Here is an 18,828-nt window from a genome sequence, read left to right as displayed (position 1 = left end):
CCGCCCCCGTGCTCGCGCCGAAGAGCCCGACGCGCAGGCCCGCCGTCGGCTCGTGCCGCGCCAGCCACCCCGCCAGCGCGGCCAGCCGTACGGCCAGCCTGCCGACGTCGAAGCGGAACTCCCCCGTCCTGAGGTCGGCCTCCTCCTCAAGGGGGGTGAGCAGGTCGACCAGAACCGTCGCCAGCCCCGCCCTCCTGAGCTCGCCCGCCACGTAGCGGTTGCGGGGGCTGTGACGGCTGCTGCCGCTGCCGTGTGCGAAGAGCACGACCCCGCTCGCGGGCCTGGGCACCACGACGTCGGCCTCAAGCACGACGTCCGCGGCCGGGATCTCCAACCGCTCCAGGTTCATCCTGACCGCGTTCACCGTTCCCCCTTGCCCGCTCTTGTCCTCCTCGACCGCCCCGTCACGCCCCCACCCGCCTGGCGGCCGCGGCGCGCAGGAGGTCCCGCACCTCCTCGTCCGTCGTCTGCGCGAAGTCCCGGTAGGAGAACCCGACGGCCGAGAAGAGAGGCGGAGTCGAGGCGCAGACCACCTGGTCGGCCGACTCACGCAGCTCTCCGACGGCCGGCTCCGGCGCGGTCGGGACGGCGACGACGATCCCGGCGGGCTCGTGGCGGCGCAGCGCCGCCACGGCGGCGCGCATGGTCGCCCCCGTCGCCAGCCCGTCGTCGACCACGACGACGGTCCTGCCCATGAGGTCGAGCGGGGCGCCGCCCTCCCGGTAGGCCCGTTCCCGCCTGACGAGTTCCCGGCGCTCGCCGGCCGCCACCTCCCGCAACGTCTCGGGCGAGACACCCGCCCTCCGGACGACGTCCTCGTTGAGCACGACGACCCCGCCCCCGGCGATCGCCCCCATCGCCAGCTCCTCGTGGCCGGGGAGCCCCAGCTTGCGGACGACGAAGACGTCGAGCGGCGCCCCGAGGGACACGGCGATCTCGTAGGCCACGGGCACACCACCCCGGGGAAGGCCCAGGACGACGACGTCGGGCCTGCCCCGGTAGTGCTCCAGGAGCCTGGCCAGGACACGGCCCGCGTCCCGCCGGTCCTCGAACACCCGCTCCGCCATGACGGCCACCCTTCGTCTCCTCCACGGGTTATGCCCACCACCGAGGAACGACCTTTTCCAAACCAAGGACGTTCCACGAGTTTTACCCTTCGCCCGGCTTCCCCTTACCTCCGCCTGACGGTGTCCCTCAGTCCTTCGGGTGGCTCCAGAAGATCAGGGCGAGGAGCAACGCGACGGCCAGCGCGCCGCAGGCCCAGGCGAACACCGACGAGATGGTCCGGGCGACGTCCCCGGTCCCCTGGGTCAGCGGGATCAGCAGGGTGGCCAGGCCAAGTGAGCCGCCGACGGTGAGCGCGGTCTGCAGCACCCCCGCCGTGACCCCGGCGTACTCGCTCGGAGCCGTGCTCAGCACGATCATGTTGAGCGGGACGATCGCCACGCCGACGCCGAGTCCCGTGACCACGAGGGCCGGGAGCACGTCGCTCGCGTAGGCGCCGCCACCGTCGAGGCGGGTCAGCCAGGCCACCCCGGCCAGCACGACCGCGAGACCGGCGAGCGCCCGCGTCTTGAGGCCGAACGCGGCGATGCGCCCGGTGAGGAGCTGGGTCGTGGCCAGCAGCGCCAGGCCGAAGGGCAGGATGGCCAGGCCACTGCGCAGCGCGTCGAAGCCGAGCGCCCCCTGCAGATACTGGACCAGATAGACCAGGAAGCCGGTGAGGACCGCCGCGAGCAGCAGCAGGCTCAGGAAGGCTCCGGCCCGGTCCCGCCCGGTGAGGACCGCGACGGGCAGCAGCGGCTCCGCGGCCCGCCGGTCCACCAGGAGCAGGACGACGACCAGCACGGCTGCGGCGCCGAGGGCCGTCAGGGTCCAGCGGTCACCCCAGCCGCTCTCGGCGGCGTGCACGATGCCGTACACGGCGGTGACGAGGACCGTGGTGCTCAGCAGCGCACTGGGCAGCCCGAGCGGGCGGGAGCGGGTCGGCTCGTCGCGCAGGCCCAGCGCCCTGGCGGTGATCACGATGAGAACCAGCCCGATCGGCACGTTCACCAGCAGGCTCCAGCGCCAGTCCCCCGCCCAGGTCAGCACTCCGCCCAGCACCATCCCGGCTGAGGCTCCGAGGCCGGTCACGGTGGAGTAGAGGCCGAGGGCCCGTTGCTGCCGTTCCCCCTGGAAGACGATCGCGAGCAGCGCCAGGCCGGTGGGACCGGCGATGGCCGCGCCCGCGCCCTGCAGGACCCGGCCGGCGAGCAGCACCTCCAGGTTCGGCGCGAGACCGGCGACCAGCGAGGCCACCACGACCAGCGCGATCCCCGCGAGGAAGACCTTGCGGTGTCCCAGCACGTCGCCGAGGCGGCCGGCGAAAAGCAGCAGGCCGCCGAAGGCGAGGAGGAAGCCGTTGGGCACCCACGACCCTCCGGACACCGACAGGTGGAGATCGGACTGCAGGGCGGGAAGCGCGACGTTCACGATCGTGCCGTCGAGCTGGAGCATGAACTCGGCGCCGACGATCGCCGTGAGCACGAGGGCCCACGCCCTGTCGCTCCGCGGGAGACCGGCCGGGACGCTTTCCTGGGTCATGAAACCTCCACGGTTCACCGGCGGGGCGCACAGTGAGGCACCCTCAGGTTAATGGGCATGCCTATACTGAGGCGATCTCAGGTTAGGCGGCAGCATTCAAACTGAGGGTTCCTCAGGTTGTCAAGCGGGAGGTAGCCGGTGGACGACAGGCCATACATCGCCCAGCGCCCGAGGAGGGCCGACGGGCAGCGTAACTACGACGCCATCCTCGCCGCGGCGCGCAAGGCGTTCGAGGCCTCCGGCTCCGACGCCTCCCTGGAGGAGATCGCGAGCCAGGCCGGAGTGGCGATCGGCACGCTGTACCGCCACTTCCCCACCCGCGCCGCGCTCGTCGAGGCCACCACCCGTGACGGCCTGGAGAACCTCGTCGCCCAGGCCGGACGGCTGGCCTCGGAGCGGGACCCGCTCGACGCGCTGACCGGGTGGATGAGCGAGGCCGTCGTGCACTTCAGCACCTTCCGCGGCCTCGTCGGCATCCTCACCCGGAGCATGTACGACGAGGGAACCCCCTCGCACGCCATGTGCGCCGCGATGCACCGCAGTGGCGCCGACCTGTTGCGCGCCGCCCAGACGGCGGGTGACGTGCGTGCCGACCTCACCCCCGGGGAGTTGTTCGACCTTCTCAGCGGCGTCGCCTGGGTGCGCGAGCAGACGGTCTCCCGGGGGGACGCCAGCGCACGCCTGCTCCGCCTGGCGCTGGAGGGCATCACCACCCGCGAGTCCTGACCTTCGGCGGGACCGCGCCCGCGCGTCGAGGCGCGGTCCGTTCGTCCATGTCCGCGACCACACGGACGGCCTCGCCGCCGCCGGGCTCTCGGCCGTACGGCGTAGCGCACGAGACCTCGGAGGAACGACGCGGACCGGCCCGCGTCGTCGGGGCGTCACCGGCCGGGTCGGAGCGGCTCCGCTCCCCGCCCCGGCCCTGCCGGGGAACGTGCGACATTCGTCGAATGACTGCCGGTCATCGGCTCAATACTCTCGGGGGAGTTGCCGACGTCGAGAACGGAACCCCCATCGATGGCCCCCTCAAAGCTGCCGCGTCCCCCTCGTGCACCGGCCATGGGCATCCTCGCGGAGGACCTGCAGGGGTCCGTCGCGGTCGCCTGCCGGCTGCGCCAGCGCGGGCTCGACCCGGTGATCGTGCGTCACCCCGCAGCTGTCGTCTCCGACGCGGACGCCATCGTCGTCGACCTCGACCTGCACCACGCCGCGGGTGCCGCGGAGGCGCGTATCCGCGAGTGGGCGGCCTGGCTCGACGACCACGGCTGCGAGCGGGTCGAGGCGAAGCTCAACGCCGAACTGCGCGGCTCTCCGGACGCGCTGGTCGCCGGGATCGACGCGGGGCAGGACGAGAACGGCATCCTTCTCGTCGTCCCGGCCTATCCGACCGCCGGCCGTGTCTGCGTCGACGGCCACCTGCTCGCCCCCATGCCGGTGGGCGCCGGGCTCGACGTCGACGTGCGGTCCGCGATCCGCACCGAGAACGCCGAACTGATCGGGCTCACGACCCTTGACCAGGGCGCCGACGCCGTCACCGCGCGCATTCTTGAGGCCTGCGCCCGCGGCATCCGGCGGTTCGTCCTCGACGGCACGGTCGAGGCGCACCTCGGCACCGCCGCGCAGGCCGCGACCCGGCTTCGCGAGGAGGGGCACGCCGTCGCGACCGCGAGCACCGGCGGCTGGCTGAGGTTCTACCCCGACCTCGGCCGCGACGGTTTCGTCGTCGTCGTCACCCCCGGCAACCACGAAACCGACCTCGCGCAGCTGCGCAGGCTCGGAGCGGCCTACGGCTCCCGTGCGCTGATCACCACCGCCGCCGAAGCCGCGAGCTGGGGGACGGCCGCCGCGCACGAGGTGCTCGCCTCGCATCGGATCCTCGCCCTGCACGAGACCGACCGTGACGACCCCGAACGCTGGGTCGTCGCCGAACAGCTCGCCAGGGCGGTACGCGGCCTGCTCGACGCCTCGGCCCACGGCAAGAACAAGTGCCTCGGCGTGGTCGTCAGCGGTGGCCTGACGACCACGGCACTGGTCCAGCAGCTCGGCGGCACGAGCCTGAGCGCCGGGCTCGAACTTGAGCCGCTGTGCCCGACCGCCCGTATCACCGGGGGCGACTTCGACGACCTGCGACTGCTCTGCAAGGCCACCGGGACCGGCTCCGAGGAGACCCTGCTTCGCATGACCCGGCAGATCCTCGGGGCCTGATCCCGCTCACATCCCATGAAAGGACATCGTGTGACCCACCTCGATCTGCTGCGCACCGCGCTCGTCCTCATCGACCTGCAGGGCTCCAACGCCGACCACCCTGTGCACCCGCACCCTGTTGAGGACGTCTTGGAACGTTGCATTCGGCTGATCGACGCGACCCGGAACGCGGGCGGCCTTGTCGTGCACGTGCGCACCAGCTTCCTGCCGGACGAGGGTGACTCACTCGGCGGCAAGCTGCTCACCGACGTCGAACGTCCCGCACGTCCGGTACGGCGGCCCGGCTGGGACCACTTCCTCTCCGGCGTCGATCCGCTGCCCACCGAGCCGGTGATCGTGAAGCGCAGCTGGAACGCCTTCCACGGCTCCGACCTCGACCTGCAGCTGCGCCGGCGCGGCGTCACCACCGTGATCATGGCGGGGATCTCCACCGGATTCGGCGTCGAGGGGACCGCCCGCGCGGCCTACGACCACGCCTACAACGTCGTCTTCGTCCCCGAGGCGATGTCGGCCTACACCGCCGAGCAGCACCATCACTCGGTGCGCGCGGTCTTCCCGCAGCTCGGCCGTGTCCGCGGCCTGGACGAGGTCGTCGAGGCGCTGGCCCCTCAGCCCGCGACCGTGCCCTGAAGCGAATACGGAAAGAACCAAGATGGACGAGTTCCTCAGCTATCGGCCCCTCGACCGGCGGAAGAGCCTGCCCCTGCCCGACGGCAAGCGCGTCGCCGTGAACGTGGTCATGAACATCGAGCACTACGAGTATCTTCCGCCGACGAACCCGCACCGGGACTACTTCTACCGCGTGCCGGCGAAGCCGGACATCGTCGGCTACGCGTTCCGTGACTTCGGCAACCGTGTCGGCTTCTGGCGGATGCTGCCGGTGCTCGACGACTCCCCCGTGCAGGTCACCTGCTCGCTCAACTGCGAGGTGCTGCGCCTGTACCCCGACATCGCGGAGGCGATGGTCGACCGGCGGTGGAGCTTCATGAGCCACGGCACCTACAACAGCCGTCTCCTGTTCGGCGAGTCCGAGAGCGCGGAGCGCGAGTTCTACGACTACACCGTCTCCACCGTGCGGGAGCTCACCGGCTACCGCATGCGAGGGATGCTGGGGCCCTCGTTCAGCGCGACCCCGGCCACCTACCGGCTGATGGCCGAGGCGGGGATGACCTACACGACCGACTGGTTCGTCGACGACCAGCCGTTCCGGCTCGACGGGCCGAGCGGCGGGGGGCTGGTCGGCGTTCCCTACTCCCGCGAGGTCAACGACGCGCTGCTCTTCCCCGGGTCGCCGATGTTCGGTCTGGACAGCGACTACTTCGCCGAGATCGTCCAGTCCCAGTACGAGGTGCTCTCCGCCGAGGCCCGCGAACGCGACACCGCGTACGTCATGACGATCGCGCTCCACCCCCTGTACATGGGCATTCCACACCGGATCGGCCACCTGGCGCAGATGTTCGAGCGGCTGGGCTCGCAGGACGACATCTGGTGGACCACCCCGGAGCGGATCGCCGCCCACGTCGACGCGATCGGATGGTGCTGACATGCAGCTCGTGAGACCGTTGCACGAGGCCGAGGGCGGGTCCCGCCTCGCCCCGAACCGCGGCTGGCCCGGCGGCGCGCGCCTGGCCGTGGTCGTGCTGATGCATCTCGACCACGTGCCCGCGCTCCCCGGCTCCGCACCCGGCCTCCCGCCGTCGAGCGTGGCGATGCGCGGCCCGTACCCGCAGATCATGGACGTGCACTCCACCTCGCAGCACGAGTACGGGCTGCGGGTCGGCGCGTTCCGCGTCCTCGACCTCCTCGACGAGCTGGAGATCGCCCCGACGGTCGCGATCGACGCCTTCTCCGCCCGGCACCGTACCCGCCTGGTGGAGCGCGTCGCCGAGTCCGGCGCGGAGTTCGCGGCGCACGGGCTCGACGGCGCCGGCATCCTGCACGACGGGATAGGCGCCCAGGAGCAGCGCGCCTACCTCGCCGAGTCGATCGACGCCGTGGCCGAGGCCTGCGGCGTCCGGCCGACCGGCTGGAGCGGCCTGGACTACGCGCAGTCCACCACGACCCTGGAGGATCTCGCCGGCCTCGGCATCCGCTGGACCGCCGACTGGCCCAACGACGAGGCGCCGAACATCCTGGCCACGTCCCGCGGCGACATCGTCGACATCCCGGTGAACATCCACCTAGACGACGTGTTCTCCCACCTCAAGCGCGGCACGCCGATCGGCAGGTGGGCCGACGACGTCACCGTGTCCGCACGGCGGCTGCTCGGGGAGGACGCGCCGCGCACCCGGACGCTGGTGCTGGGGCTGCACCCCTGGCTCATCGGCCAGCCGTTCCGGTTCGCGCACCTGCGCGAGACGCTGCGCGCCCTGCGCGGCATGGACGGCCTGTGGTGGGCGCGCGGCACGGATGTCGTCGCGCACCTGGACGGCGAGGCACGGCACGAAGAAGGAGACCGGCGATGACCCTCAACCTGCTGGCCCGTGAGCTCGGGGCATCCGTGGTGGACTGCTCGGACGAGTTCTTCGGCGCGGCCGACGCCCTGCTCCTGTCCACCCCGCCGCAGCGCCCCGGCACCTACGGACTGCGCGGAGCGGACGTCGACGGATGGGAGAGCCGCAGGCACAACCCCGGCCACGACTGGGTCGTGATCCGCGCCGCCCATCCGGGCCGGATCGAGCAGGTCGAACTGGAGACCACCGGGTTCCGTTTCAACGCCCCGCGGAGCATCGGCGTCGACGTCTCCGACTCCGCCGAAGGCCCGTGGCAGGAGATCCTCGCCGACGCCGAGGTGCGGCCGAACTCCGTGAACGAGTACCCGGTCGCCGGCACCGGACGCTCGGCCTCCTTCGTCCGGCTGCGCATCTTCCCCGACGGAGGAGTCGCCCGTTTCCGCGCGCACGGCGTCGTCGACGTCTCCCGCAGCCGCCCGCCGGAGGGTGTACGCCTGTCGGACATCCGGCTCGGATGCCGGGTGCGCGCCTCCGAGGGCTCCTTCGGGGACCCGTGGTCGGTGATCTCTCACGCGATGCCGAGGAACACGCACGACGGCTGGGAGACCCCCCGGCGGTCCGACGCCGACCGGCATTTCATCGAGCTCTCCTGGCCGGACCCCGTCCGGCTGCGGACACTGGAGGTCGTCGCCACGCCGTTCCGCGGCAACTGCGCGGCTCGGATCACCGTCGAGGCGCGGGCGGACGACGCGTCCGGCTGGGCGGCGCTGGGAACCTTCGAGATCACCTCCGGGGCGACGACCGCCGTCGAGCTCCCCTCAACCGACGCGCGGCGGGTCCGCGTACGCGCCCTGCCCGACGGCGGCTTCTCCCGCCTCTGGTTCTACGGCGCTCAGCTCCCCCTCCCCCACCCCCAAGGCCAGGAGTGACAATGAAGTTCAAGAAGACCGGGGTCATCGCGGTCGCCGGCGTGATGCTCCTGACATCGTGCTCATCGGAGAGCGGCACTCCGGCCAAGGGCACCGGTGACGGATCGGGCTCCAAGGTCCTCGTGTTCGGCGCCGCGGGCGCTCCGTCGCTCTTCGACCCGTTCTACACCTCGGACGGGGAGTCCGCCCGGGTGAACAACCAGATGTTCGAAGGGCTGCTCAGCCTCAAGCCGGGCACGGCCGACCCCGCGCCCGGCCTGGCGGTCTCATGGGAGCAGAGCAAGGACGGAAAGCAGTGGACGTTCCAGCTCCGCGAGGGCGTCAGCTTCCATGACGGCACGGCCTTCGACGCCGCCGCCGTCTGCGCGAACTTCGAACGGTGGTACCGGCAGCCCAAGATCGCGCGCACCTCGGCGGTCAGCCACACCTGGGTGAACGACTTCGGAGGCTTCGAGGGCGACAAGACTCCCTCGCTGTACGCCGGATGCGAGGCGCAGGACAAGTCCAAGGTGGTGCTGCGCCTGACCAACCCGAGCTCGAAGTTCCCCACCATCCTCGCGCACGGCACCTACGCCATGTCGAGCCCGGCGGCGATGGAGAAGTACAACGCCAACGGGGTCGAGGCCAAGGGCGAGGGCTTCGCCTTCCCGGAGTACGGCCGCCTGCACCCGACGGGAACCGGCCCGTTCGCCTTCGTCTCGTACGACGACTCGACCGGTACGGTCAAACTCGCGCGCAACGACAAGTACTGGGGCGAGGCGCCGAAGATCGCTGGTGTCGAGTTCCGGACGATCCCGGATGAGACGGCGCGCCGGCAGGAGCTAGAGGCCGGCACCATCCACGCCTACGACCTGCCGGCCCCTCGTGACTGGCAGAGCCTGAAGGACCAGGGGTTCCAGGTCGTCACCCGGCCGCCGTTCAACGTCATGTACCTCGGCCTGAACGCGACCACCGTGCCCGAGCTCAAGGATCTCCGCGTCCGTCAGGCCATCGCCTGGGCGATCAACAAGCAGCAGATCGTCGACACGCTGCTGCCCGAGGGCTCCGAGACCGTGACGCAGTTCGTCCCCCGCTCCGTCGAGGGCTACGACACCGCCGTCGAGGGATACCCGTACAACCCGGACAAGGCGCGCACCCTGCTCGCCGAGGCCGGTGTGCCGAACCTCAAGATCCAGCTGTGGTACCCGACCGAGGTCACGCGCCCGTACATGCCCGAGCCGAAGCGCTTCTTCGACCTGATCAAGGCCGATCTCGAAGCGGTCGGCATCCAGATCGAACCGGTCGCGAAGCCGTGGGCCGGTGGTTACCTCAGCGGTCGTGAGGCGGGCGAGGCTCCGGTCTACCTGCTCGGCACCACGGGCCACTACAACAGCGCCCAGAACTTCCTGGGCATCCTGTTCGGCGCCACCGACAACGCCTTCGACACCGGCCTTCTCGGCTTCGGCCAGGAACTCGTCGACGACCTCAAGGAGGCGGACAGCGAGCCGGATCCGCAGAAGCGCGTCGGCATGTACCTCGAGATCAACCGCAAGATGTCCGAGGACTGGCTGCCGTCGATCCCGATCGCCAGCAGTCCCTCCGCCCTGGTTCTCCACGGCAGCGTGCGCGGCATCGTCACCAGCCCGGTCGGCGGCGAGCCCCTGGCCACGGCCACCTTCGGCGAATAGCTCCACCCGGGTGCGGGCCGCGCGCAGGCGCGAGCAGGCGCGCGCCCGCACCGATTGGATAGACATGTTCCGGTTCATCCTCCGAAGGACACTCCAGGCGGTCGTGACCTTCGTCGCCCTCACGGCGATCCTGTTCGCCTGGCTGCGCAGTCTCCCCGGCGGACCGCTCGACGCGCTGCTCGGTGAGAACGCCAGCCCGCAGGACCGCGCGAAGCTCGTCGAGTCACTCGGCCTGGACGCGCCGCTGTGGACGCAGTACCTGCGCTACCTGGGGCGGTTCTGGACCGGTGACCTCGGCGTGTCGACGGGCGTCTGGCGCGGTGCGCCGGTCACCGAGGTGCTCCTCACCCGGGCGCCCGCCACGATCGAGCTCGCCCTGTGCGCACTGGTCGTCGGCGCCGTGCTCGGCGTCGCCGCCGGTTACTGGGCGGCGACGAGACGCGGCGTGTTCGACGTCGCCTTCCTCGGCTTCTCCGTGCTCGGCCTCGCCGTACCGGTCTTCTTCACCGGGTTCGTCCTCAAGTACGTCTTCGCCGTCCGCGCGGGATGGCTGCCGCCGTCAGGACGGGCCGACCTGAGCGGATCCATACCGACGCCGACGGGGCTGACGCTCCTGGACTCGCTGCTCGCCGGGAGCGGGGCCGCGTTCGTCGAGAGCCTCCGCTACCTCACGCTGCCGACGATCGCCCTGACGATCATCCCCTTCGCCGTGATCTTCCGGCTGACCCGGGCGTCCGTCGCCGAGACGCTCCAGCAGGACTTCGTCCGCACGGCGAACTCCAAGGGCCTGCGGAACCCGACGGTCGCCGGGCGCCATGTGCTGCGCAACTCGCTGCTGCCGGTGATCACGGTGATCGGGCTGCAGGCCGGCGGCCTGTTCGCCGGAGCCGTGCTCACCGAGACCGTCTTCAACTACCGCGGGCTGGGACAGTCGATGGCACTGGCCTTCTCCACACGCGACTACGCGGTGCTGCAGGCCCTCATCATGATCGCCGCCGTCCTGTACCTGGTCATCAACATCGTCGTCGACATCGCCTACGCGCTGTGCGACCCGAGAGTGAGGACGCCGTGACCACCGCCCCGGCCGTTCCGCGCCGCCGTACCGCGACCGCACGACCGGGCGCGCAGACCCTGAGGCGGCTGCTGCGCCAGCCGGCGTTCCTGATCGGCTCGGTGATCACATTCGTGTTCGTCCTTGTCGCGATCGCCGCGCCGGTGCTGGCGCCGCACGACCCGGCCGCCCCGCTGCTGCTCGACCAGGTACGCGCCCAGTCGAACCCCGTTCCGCTCCCGCAGGAGGGGTTCCCGCTGGGCGGGGACCCCGCCGGTCGTGATCTGCTGTCCCGGCTGGTCGCCGGGGCCCAGCAGACCCTCGTCGTCGGGGTGATGGCGACACTCGGCGGTTTCGTCGGCGGCATCGCGCTCGGCCTCGTCGCGGGCGTGTTCGCCGGCAAGGTCGACATGCTCGTGATGCGGGCGGTGGACGTGATGCTGGCGATCCCGTCGCTGCTGATGGCCTTCTCGATCGCGGCGCTGTTCGCCCACCCCAGCGAGTGGACCCTGATCCTCACCATCGCGATCGTGCAGGTGCCGGTCTTCGCCCGGCTCATGCGCGGATCGATGCTGGTGCAGCGCGACACCGACCACGTGCTGGCCGCGCGGGCGCTGGGCGTGAAGCCGGGGGCCATCGTGTTCCGGCACATGGTCCCCAACGCGCTCGGGCCGGTGATCGTGCAGGCGACCCTCAGCCTGGCCGTGTCCATCCTCGACGCCGCCGCCCTGTCCTTCCTCGGGCTGGGCAACCCCGACGACGGCCGGCCGGAGTGGGGGCAGATGCTGGGCGGCGCGCAGCAGTACTTCAACTCGTTCCCGCACCTCGCGATCTACCCGGCGCTGTGCATCATCGTCGTCGCCCTGGGCTTCACGCTGATGGGAGAGTCGCTTCGCGAGACCCTCGACCCCCGTACCCGGAGGTGACGGAGATGAACGCGCGTGCGCACGGGGCCCGGCACGGAGCGGACCCGCTGCTGGTGGTCGAAGACCTGTCGGTCACCTTCTCACGGCCCGGCCAGGAGCCCTTCACCGCCGTGGACGGGGTCGGGTTCGAGGTCCGTCCCGGCGAGGTCGTCGGCCTGGTCGGCGAGTCGGGCTGCGGCAAGTCCGTGACCTCGCTCGCCGTCATGGGGCTCCTGCCCCGCCGGGGGACCCGCGTCAGCGGCAGGGCGTTCTTCGACGGCGTGGACCTGCTCTCACTGCCCGACCGGGAGCTGCGCGACCGTCGTGGCACCGACGTTGCGATGATCTTCCAGGACCCGTTGTCCTCGCTGAACCCCGTCGTGCCGCTGGGAGTGCAGGTGACGGAGGTCATCCGGCGCCACCGCCGGGCGAACCGGTCCCAGGCGACGCGGCGGGCGCAGGAGATGCTGGAACGCGTCGGCATCCCCGATCCCGCCCGGCGGATGCACGAGTATCCGCACCAGATCTCCGGCGGCATGCGTCAGCGCGTGCTGATCGCCATCGCCCTGGCCTGCGAACCGCGGCTGCTGATCGCGGACGAGCCGACCACGGCGCTGGACGTCACGATCCAGGCCCAGATCCTCGCGCTCCTGAAGGAGCTCGTCATCGGCTCGGGCACCTCGTTGATCATGATCACCCACGACCTCGGAGTCGTCGCCGGCCTGTGCGACACGGTCAACGTGCTCTACGGCGGACGCATCGTCGAGCGGGCGGACCGCTATTCGCTGTTCGACGCCCCCCGGCATCCCTACACCGGGGGGCTGCTGGAGTCCGTGCCGTCGTTGGACGACGGGGAGAATCGGCTGCGCCCAATCCCGGGTTCTGTCGCCGACAACATACCCTGGTCGCAGGGGTGCGCCTTCGCGCCGCGCTGTCGCGTCGCCACCGACCTCTGCTTCCGGGAGGAGCCGGCCTGGTCGGCCGACGGCGAGCGGCGATCGCGCTGCCACCACCCGCTGCCCGATCCGATCATCGTGGCGAAGGAGAAGACTCCATGACGACGGCCGCCGTTCCGATCCGACCGGACGTCGAGGAGCAGCCTCTCCTCGACGTCCACGACCTCAAGGTCCACTTCCCGATCCGCCGGGGGACGCTCGTCGACCGGACCGTCGGCCACGTCCACGCGGTCGACGGCGTCGACCTGAGGATCACACGCGGGGAGACCTACGGCCTGGTCGGGGAGTCGGGGTGCGGCAAGTCGACGTTCGGGCGCGCCGTGCTCCAGCTGACCCCCGTGACCTCGGGAGAGATCCGTTTCGGCGGGGTCGACCTGCGGTCGCTGCGCGGTGAGGCGCTGCGCCGCCAGCGCCGCCACATGCAGATGGTCTTCCAGGATCCGCTGGGGAGCCTGGACCCCCGGCAGAGCGTCGAGCAGATGTTCCGTGAGGGGATGGCCGCGCACGGACTGGCGAAGGGAGACGTCTCCGGGCGTCTCGACGAACTGCTCGACTCGGTCGGACTGCCGCGGACGGCGCTGCGCAAGTACCCGCACGAGTTCTCCGGAGGGCAGCGTCAGCGCATCGGCATCGCCAGGGCGCTCTCGGTCGAGCCGCAGCTGATCGTCGCGGACGAGCCCGTCAGCGCCCTGGACGTGTCGGTCCAGGCGCAGGTCATCAACCTCCTTGAGGACGTCCAGGCCGCGTACGGACTGACCTACCTGATCATCGCGCACGACCTCGCCGTGATCAGGCACGTGAGCGACCGGATCGGGGTGATGTACCTCGGCGGGATGGTGGAGGAGGCTCCCACCCCGGAGCTGTTCGCCGAGCCGCTGCACCCCTACACGCGGGCGCTGCTGTCCGCCGTGCCACAGCCCGACCCCCGGTATGAGGACTCTCGCGAGCAGATCCTGCTCCACGGTGATCTGCCCAGCCCGGCGGACCCGCCGCCCGGATGCCGGTTCAGCACCCGTTGCCCGTGGAGGCAGCAGACCCGCTGCGACACCGAGCGCCCGCAGCTGCGGGCCATCGGGGTTCCGGGGACGACCGCCGCCCATCGAGTCGCCTGCCACTGGGCGGAGGGCATCCACGACGGTGCGATCCGGCCGACGCGGTCGACCCGCGTCGACGTGGCCCTGTCCTCCGGTGTGGCCGCGTCGTCGAGATCGGCGTCCGGCACCCCGCCCGCGACCGGCGGGAGCTGATCGCTGTGCCGGCGGTCAGAGCGGAACGGAAGGCTCTCCGGCGGAAGGGGGCGGCGTGAACGGCGTCCTCACTCAGCACCTCCACGAGCTGGTGCATTCTCTCGGCGCGTCGCTGGACGTGCCGGTCGAGGTCACCGACGTGCAGTTGAACCGGATCGCCCGGTCGATGCCGAGTTCCTCCGCGGACGAGCACCTCGCCGAGGCGGTTTCGCCTCGGCATCTCGGGCTGAGCGCGCGCTCGGTGGCCCTGATCTCCGAACCCGTCTACATCGGCGGGGGCGCCGACCTCGGGATGCCCCTGATGCTGGTTATCCCGGTGCGATCACCTGGTTCGGCGCCGTCGCTGCTGCTCTGGATCACCTGCGTGAGAGGGCCGCTTTCCCCCGAGCGGATCGAGAGCGTGGGACGGATCGCGGAGGCCACCGTCTGCTCGCTGGAGGCGGCCGGGCTGCTCGTGTCGCCCGAATGGGCGGACGACCACGTCGGCCGGGCCTTCGCCTCGGGAGACCTGGACGGGCTGGACTCACTGCTGGGCCAGGCCATCGGCGGCGGAAGGCTGCTGCACGACGGTACCTTCGTCTGCCTCGCGCTCTCGATGCCCGCGGTGCTTGACCCGGACTCGTCGGGATCGGCGGCGCAACGACGGCTGACCGCCGTCATGAACCGCTTCGCCGAGGACCATCTCCGTGACCGGTGCCTCATCGCGTTCAGCGGCTCCGTCAGCTTCGCGCTGCTGGCGCCTCACCCGCGCGACGTCCAGACGACCCTGCCGGGGCGGCTCGCGACGAAAACCGTCGACCTGATCTTCCGGTCCCGGCGCAACGGCGCCGACCTCCCGTGGCTCGTCGCCGTCAGCACGATCGTGACCGATCGCGCGAGCGTCGCCGTCTGGCAGGCCAGGCAGAGCCTGGACCTGGCCGAGGGCATGGGCTGGAAGCACCAGGTCGTCCACTGGGAGAGAACCGCGCACATGCGCGGGCTCGCCGCGGTGCCCACGGACGTCCTCATGTGCCACTTCATCAGCCCGTCCCTGCGACGGCTTCTCGAAGACGAGTCGGCGGAGGACCTCGTCCGGACCCTCAGGGCGTTCCTGACCACGGCGGGGAACGTCAAGCAGGTCGCGGCGGACCTGTATCTCCACCGTGCGACCGTCTACCACCGGATCAGGAAGGTCGAGGCGAGGCTGGGGGTGGACCTGTTCAGCGGCGCGGGCCGTCTGGAGGTCCACGCCGGCCTTCTCGCCGCGGAGATCGTCGCGAGCCGGACGACGGCCGGACGAGAGCCACCCGGCCGCCTCGCTCCGCGGCCGAGCCCCTCCCCTCCCGCTTCGGCGCGCGTGGAATCGCACGGTGCGCCCTCCCGGCCGGGCGGTACGCCGGAGGACGAACCGGTGGGCGACGACGAACATGAGCGGCTATCAGACCGTGGCCCCGGCGGCCCCTGCGGCCCCGGCGTTCCGCGGGCCGCCGTGCACGGCGAGACGGCGCAGCCCGACGCCGGTCTCGTCCGCGTGGATCGCGCCGTGTGCCAGCCGGTACGCCCGCAGTCAGCCCGGGATCCGCAACGTCGCACGGTCCTCCACGAGCGCGGTGCCGTGGACGCAGGACGCCCTCGGGCCTCCGACCCCCGGCCGATCCATCGCACGATGTAGCCGGGGATCATCCGGGCACTCATGGGAACGACTCGGCGACGCCGCGGCGGATTCGGCGGTTCCTCCCCGGTCGTTCCCCGGGGCGCGGCGCCACGGCCTGTCCGGTCTGCGGCGCCGCGCCGGAGAAGGTGGATCTACTGCTCGGAGCACAGCCCGGGCTTGGCGGAGTTGACGGCGAAGCCGAAGTCCTCAACCGTCTCCCCGGCGGAGACCTCGCGCCGCTCGCCCCCGAAGCCGGGCTCGGAGTAGAAGCACCAGAACTCCGCGGAGTTGTTGGCCGCACTGCGCAGGGGCGGGACGATGCGTGCGCGGCCGTTGACGAGTATGACGCGCCGGCCTACGCCTCCGGGCTGGGAGAAGGCGCAGACCGCGGCGATCAGCGGGCAGACGAAGCCGTCCCGGGCGGTGGTGGCCTGGGTGGCGGGGGCCGTCGCGGCGGACACGGGCATGGCCAGTCCGGTGCTGACGGTGACGGCGGCGGCCGTGAGCGCCGCCCATCGGGTGAACCTGTTCATGGTCACTCCTTGCTGGGGGGTGTCGGCGGGATGCAGACGCCACCCTTCATAGCAATGAGTAGCCTTTCGACAGCAGACAGTGAATACTGTTGTGCCCTCCCGGCCAACCCCCAGTTGGTACCTCAGTACGCGAAAAGGGTGCCTCCCGTGTGAGAGACACCCTCGCTGACCAGTGGAAACCTGGTCGGGACGACAGGATTTGAACCTGCGACCCCTTGACCCCCAGTCAAGTGCGCTACCAAGCTGCGCTACGTCCCGGTTTGTCGGCCCTGTGGGCTGAACATCAGGTAGCTTACCTGAGATCAGACGGGATCGCGCACTCAAAGCGAGCGTGGACGGGTGAGGGGCTGACTACGGGTGGGGCGAAAGGCGCTGATCGACCATGAGGAACTGCGGCGGCTGGCCGGGCAGGGGTTGTCCAACGCCGAGCTCGCGGCCCACTTCGGGGTGAGCGAATCGGGGGTCCTGCAGGCCAAACGGGCCGCGGGCCTGTCGAAGCCGATGCTCGACCACTCGCGGGCCATCCCGTGGAAGCTGGAGCGCGCGCACGGCCAGTCCGGGCCCGCGACGAACCTGCGCAACCTCTCGTCGATCGCGCAGGGACGCGCGATCCCCGTGGAGAAGCGCAACACGGCGTTGCGCTGGGCGGACCGGCTGGTCGCGGCGGGGCTGGACATCGATTACGACCCCGAGACGGGCTTCACCGAGGTGCCCGCGTCCCCGGAGGGCTCGCTCGTCGGGCGGCTCTCCGCCGAGGCGCGCGCGGCCCTCGACACCTGACGACGCCCGGATCACCGCTCTCCCGGCGACCGGCACGGAACAGTCCTACCTGCCCGATAAATCCATATAAAACGTGTTTTCTGCGACGAATCACTAGCGACAGTGGCCGGTTTTGGAGTGAATCCCTGGGGCAGCGCACGGGGACAGACGCTTACACAACCGGAGGCAGACATGTCCACCGTGATCTGGGTGGTCGTGATCGTGGTCGCGGTGGTGGCGGTCATCGCAGTCGGCTCCGCCGTACTGCAGCAGCGGCGCCGGCACCGACTTCGTGATCGATTCGGCCCCGAATACGACAGAACCGTACGGGAACGCGACAACCGGCGCGAGGCCGAGCAGGAGCTTCTGGCGCGTGAGCAGCGTTTCAGCGGCCTTGAGATCCGCCCGCTCGCCCCTCAGGCCCGCGACGGCTACGCCAGGAAGTGGATGGAGGTCCAGGAGCGCTTCGTCGACGCCCCCGGATTCGCCGTGACCGAGGCCGACCACCTGGTGACCTCGGTGATGGCGGAGCGGGGATACCCGACCGAGGACTTCGAGCAGCGGCTGTCCGACCTGTCGGTCGCGCACGGCCGCACCCTCGACCACTACCGGCAGGCCCACGCGATCAGCGGCAGGGCCGCGCACCAGGAGGCCTCGACCGAGGAGCTCAGGCAGGCGATGGTGCACTACCGCGTCCTGTTCGAGGAGCTGCTCGAAACCCCCGACGGCCGTTCGACGCGACCGGCCGTGCGCACTCCCCAGGACCAGACCGCCCGACGCGACGTGCGAGGACAGTGATCTGAGATGAAGAACCGATCAGGAAACGACCAGGACCGTCTCGTCCACGGAGGCGCCGGTGAGACGGCGGGCGTCCCCTCCCAGCGCGCCGAGGAGGTGACCTCCGTGTTCCGGACGCCCGAAGGACTCTCCGGCACGGACGGCCGTCCCCTCACCGGTGACACGCCCGACCCGGCCCACCCGGCCGACCTCTCACCGGAGGCCGGCCACCCCGCCTCGGAGACACCCCGGACCCGGGCCGAAGGGGCCCCGCGGGAGGGCGCGCTGCTCGACCAGGACCCCGACGAGGTACGGCGTCGCTGGCAGGAGGTCCAGGCGGGCTTCGTCGACGACCCCCGTGACTCGGTCGAGCGTGCCGACTCCCTTGTCGCCGAGGTCGGCGACCGCCTGCGCGCCGCGCTGGAGGCCCGCTCCGCCGGCCTGCGGGAACGCTGGAAGAACACCGAGGGGGCACGGGGAAGCGACACCGAGGACCTGCGCACGGCCCTGCGTGACTACCGCGCGCTGCTCGACCGGCTGCTCGACATGTCGTCCGCGGGAAGCCCCGAAGGCCTGCCCGCCGGGAGGAGGTGACGTATGTTGGCGATCGCCGCCGCCGTCGTCTTCGGTCTCGGCCTGCTGCTCGACCTGATCAACACCAGGATCGGCGGCATCACCGGCACCACGTTCATCCTTGGCGGCCTGCTGCTTCTCGCGCTCCATCAGGGCGGGGTGGGAACGGCGGGCGGAACCTGGCGCCGCAGACGCTGACCCGCCGAATGCCCGAGCCCGTGGTCCCCGGTCGTCCGGGAACCGCGGGCTCGGGCTTGTCCTCCCCGCCGGACCCGCGCACGGTCGCGCGGGTGAACGGCCTTTGCGGGGGTTCTCGAAGCCGACGCCGTACCCGGAGGCGGGCCTCTGGACGGGCCCCTTAAGGGCCCTGAACGAGCAGGGCCGGGATGAGCGCGGAGGAAGTCATCCTTGAACCGGGCGCGGCCGGAAAGCCGTCTCAGACCTTGAAGGACATCGTGATGAACGTGCCCGCGGCCCCGGTCTCGAACTTGATGTCGGAGCTGACCATCCGGGCCACCCACAGGCCCATGCCGCTGGTGGCGTAGGGGGCGGGA

The 18,828-nt window shown here is 71.1% G+C and carries 20 protein-coding genes, 1 tRNA gene and 1 pseudogene; 16 read left to right on the top strand and 6 right to left on the bottom strand.

The window, feature by feature from the left end:
• From ACFOYY_RS03990 to ACFOYY_RS03980, 3 genes are all read right to left on the bottom strand, one after another.
• A partial coding sequence (locus tag ACFOYY_RS03990; RefSeq protein WP_386187919.1) for a dienelactone hydrolase family protein occupies window positions 1-364 on the bottom strand: 364 nt, incomplete at its 3' end.
• 40 nt (window positions 365-404) lie between these two features.
• A complete protein-coding gene (locus ACFOYY_RS03985; protein ID WP_386188053.1) occupies window positions 405-1,067 on the bottom strand; it encodes a phosphoribosyltransferase in 663 nt (220 codons plus the stop codon).
• A gap of 127 nt (window positions 1,068-1,194) precedes the next feature.
• Complete coding sequence (locus ACFOYY_RS03980; protein ID WP_386187917.1) at window positions 1,195-2,586, bottom strand: MFS transporter; 1,392 nt, start codon at window positions 2,584-2,586, stop codon at window positions 1,195-1,197.
• A 138-nt stretch (window positions 2,587-2,724) separates the two neighbouring features.
• Here ACFOYY_RS03980 and ACFOYY_RS03975 point away from each other — a divergent pair, with 138 nt between their 5' ends.
• The 12 genes from ACFOYY_RS03975 (at window position 2,725) to ACFOYY_RS03920 (ending at window position 15,650) form a co-directional block, all read left to right on the top strand.
• On the top strand, window positions 2,725-3,312 hold the full coding sequence (locus ACFOYY_RS03975; RefSeq protein WP_352011969.1) for a TetR/AcrR family transcriptional regulator: 588 nt from the start codon (window positions 2,725-2,727) through the stop codon (window positions 3,310-3,312).
• 291 nt (window positions 3,313-3,603) lie between these two features.
• On the top strand, window positions 3,604-4,791 hold the full coding sequence (locus ACFOYY_RS03970; RefSeq protein WP_386187914.1) for a four-carbon acid sugar kinase family protein: 1,188 nt from the start codon (window positions 3,604-3,606) through the stop codon (window positions 4,789-4,791).
• Window positions 4,792-4,821: 30 nt separating this feature from the next.
• Entirely contained in the window at window positions 4,822-5,421 is a 600-nt protein-coding gene (locus tag ACFOYY_RS03965; protein WP_386187912.1) for an isochorismatase family protein, read from the top strand.
• A gap of 22 nt (window positions 5,422-5,443) precedes the next feature.
• Window positions 5,444-6,334, top strand: coding sequence for a polysaccharide deacetylase family protein (locus ACFOYY_RS03960; RefSeq protein WP_352011966.1), 891 nt, complete (start codon window positions 5,444-5,446; stop codon window positions 6,332-6,334).
• Window position 6,335: 1 nt separating this feature from the next.
• Entirely contained in the window at window positions 6,336-7,256 is a 921-nt protein-coding gene (locus ACFOYY_RS03955) for a hypothetical protein (protein WP_386187909.1), read from the top strand.
• A complete protein-coding gene (locus tag ACFOYY_RS03950; RefSeq protein WP_386187906.1) occupies window positions 7,253-8,173 on the top strand; it encodes a hypothetical protein in 921 nt (306 codons plus the stop codon). The genes ACFOYY_RS03955 and ACFOYY_RS03950 overlap by 4 nt, the downstream gene beginning before the upstream one ends.
• Before the next feature lie 2 nt (window positions 8,174-8,175).
• Entirely contained in the window at window positions 8,176-9,840 is a 1,665-nt protein-coding gene (locus ACFOYY_RS03945; protein WP_386187904.1) for an ABC transporter substrate-binding protein, read from the top strand.
• A 64-nt stretch (window positions 9,841-9,904) separates the two neighbouring features.
• On the top strand, window positions 9,905-10,912 hold the full coding sequence (locus tag ACFOYY_RS03940; RefSeq protein WP_352011962.1) for an ABC transporter permease: 1,008 nt from the start codon (window positions 9,905-9,907) through the stop codon (window positions 10,910-10,912).
• Entirely contained in the window at window positions 10,885-11,817 is a 933-nt protein-coding gene (locus tag ACFOYY_RS03935; protein ID WP_352011961.1) for an ABC transporter permease, read from the top strand. The genes ACFOYY_RS03940 and ACFOYY_RS03935 overlap by 28 nt, the downstream gene beginning before the upstream one ends.
• Before the next feature lie 5 nt (window positions 11,818-11,822).
• A complete protein-coding gene (locus ACFOYY_RS03930; protein ID WP_386187901.1) occupies window positions 11,823-12,854 on the top strand; it encodes an ABC transporter ATP-binding protein in 1,032 nt (343 codons plus the stop codon).
• On the top strand, window positions 12,851-13,999 hold the full coding sequence (locus ACFOYY_RS03925; RefSeq protein ID WP_386187899.1) for an ABC transporter ATP-binding protein: 1,149 nt from the start codon (window positions 12,851-12,853) through the stop codon (window positions 13,997-13,999). Before ACFOYY_RS03930 ends, ACFOYY_RS03925 begins: the two co-directional genes overlap by 4 nt.
• A gap of 55 nt (window positions 14,000-14,054) precedes the next feature.
• Entirely contained in the window at window positions 14,055-15,650 is a 1,596-nt protein-coding gene (locus tag ACFOYY_RS03920) for a PucR family transcriptional regulator (protein WP_386187897.1), read from the top strand.
• Between the two features lie 134 nt (window positions 15,651-15,784).
• On the opposite strand, the gene ACFOYY_RS03915 is transcribed toward ACFOYY_RS03920, so the two are convergent.
• Both ACFOYY_RS03915 and ACFOYY_RS03910 read right to left on the bottom strand, forming a co-directional pair.
• Window positions 15,785-16,165, bottom strand: a complete 381-nt coding sequence (locus tag ACFOYY_RS03915; RefSeq protein ID WP_386187895.1) for a peptidase inhibitor family I36 protein — start codon at window positions 16,163-16,165, stop codon at window positions 15,785-15,787.
• Window positions 16,166-16,346: 181 nt separating this feature from the next.
• Window positions 16,347-16,423, bottom strand: a tRNA-Pro gene (locus ACFOYY_RS03910).
• A 99-nt stretch (window positions 16,424-16,522) separates the two neighbouring features.
• Here ACFOYY_RS03910 and ACFOYY_RS03905 point away from each other — a divergent pair.
• From ACFOYY_RS03905 to ACFOYY_RS03890, 4 genes are all read left to right on the top strand, one after another.
• Complete coding sequence (locus ACFOYY_RS03905) at window positions 16,523-16,945, top strand: hypothetical protein (protein WP_386187893.1); 423 nt, start codon at window positions 16,523-16,525, stop codon at window positions 16,943-16,945.
• Window positions 16,946-17,116: 171 nt separating this feature from the next.
• Complete coding sequence (locus ACFOYY_RS03900; RefSeq protein WP_352011955.1) at window positions 17,117-17,722, top strand: hypothetical protein; 606 nt, start codon at window positions 17,117-17,119, stop codon at window positions 17,720-17,722.
• A gap of 6 nt (window positions 17,723-17,728) precedes the next feature.
• Window positions 17,729-18,295, top strand: a complete 567-nt coding sequence (locus tag ACFOYY_RS03895; RefSeq protein WP_386187890.1) for a hypothetical protein — start codon at window positions 17,729-17,731, stop codon at window positions 18,293-18,295.
• A gap of 3 nt (window positions 18,296-18,298) precedes the next feature.
• On the top strand, window positions 18,299-18,472 hold the full coding sequence (locus ACFOYY_RS03890; protein ID WP_352011953.1) for a hypothetical protein: 174 nt from the start codon (window positions 18,299-18,301) through the stop codon (window positions 18,470-18,472).
• Window positions 18,473-18,710: 238 nt separating this feature from the next.
• Here ACFOYY_RS03890 and ACFOYY_RS03885 read toward each other — a convergent pair.
• Window positions 18,711-18,828: pseudogene (locus ACFOYY_RS03885) on the bottom strand (ATP-binding protein); the annotation flags it as partial.

Source organism: Streptosporangium jomthongense, from assembly GCF_042650425.1.
Lineage (GTDB): Bacteria > Actinomycetota > Actinomycetes > Streptosporangiales > Streptosporangiaceae > Streptosporangium.
Note: the sequence above shows the minus strand (reverse complement) of the source record. Positions and strands in the feature narration are given on the sequence as shown.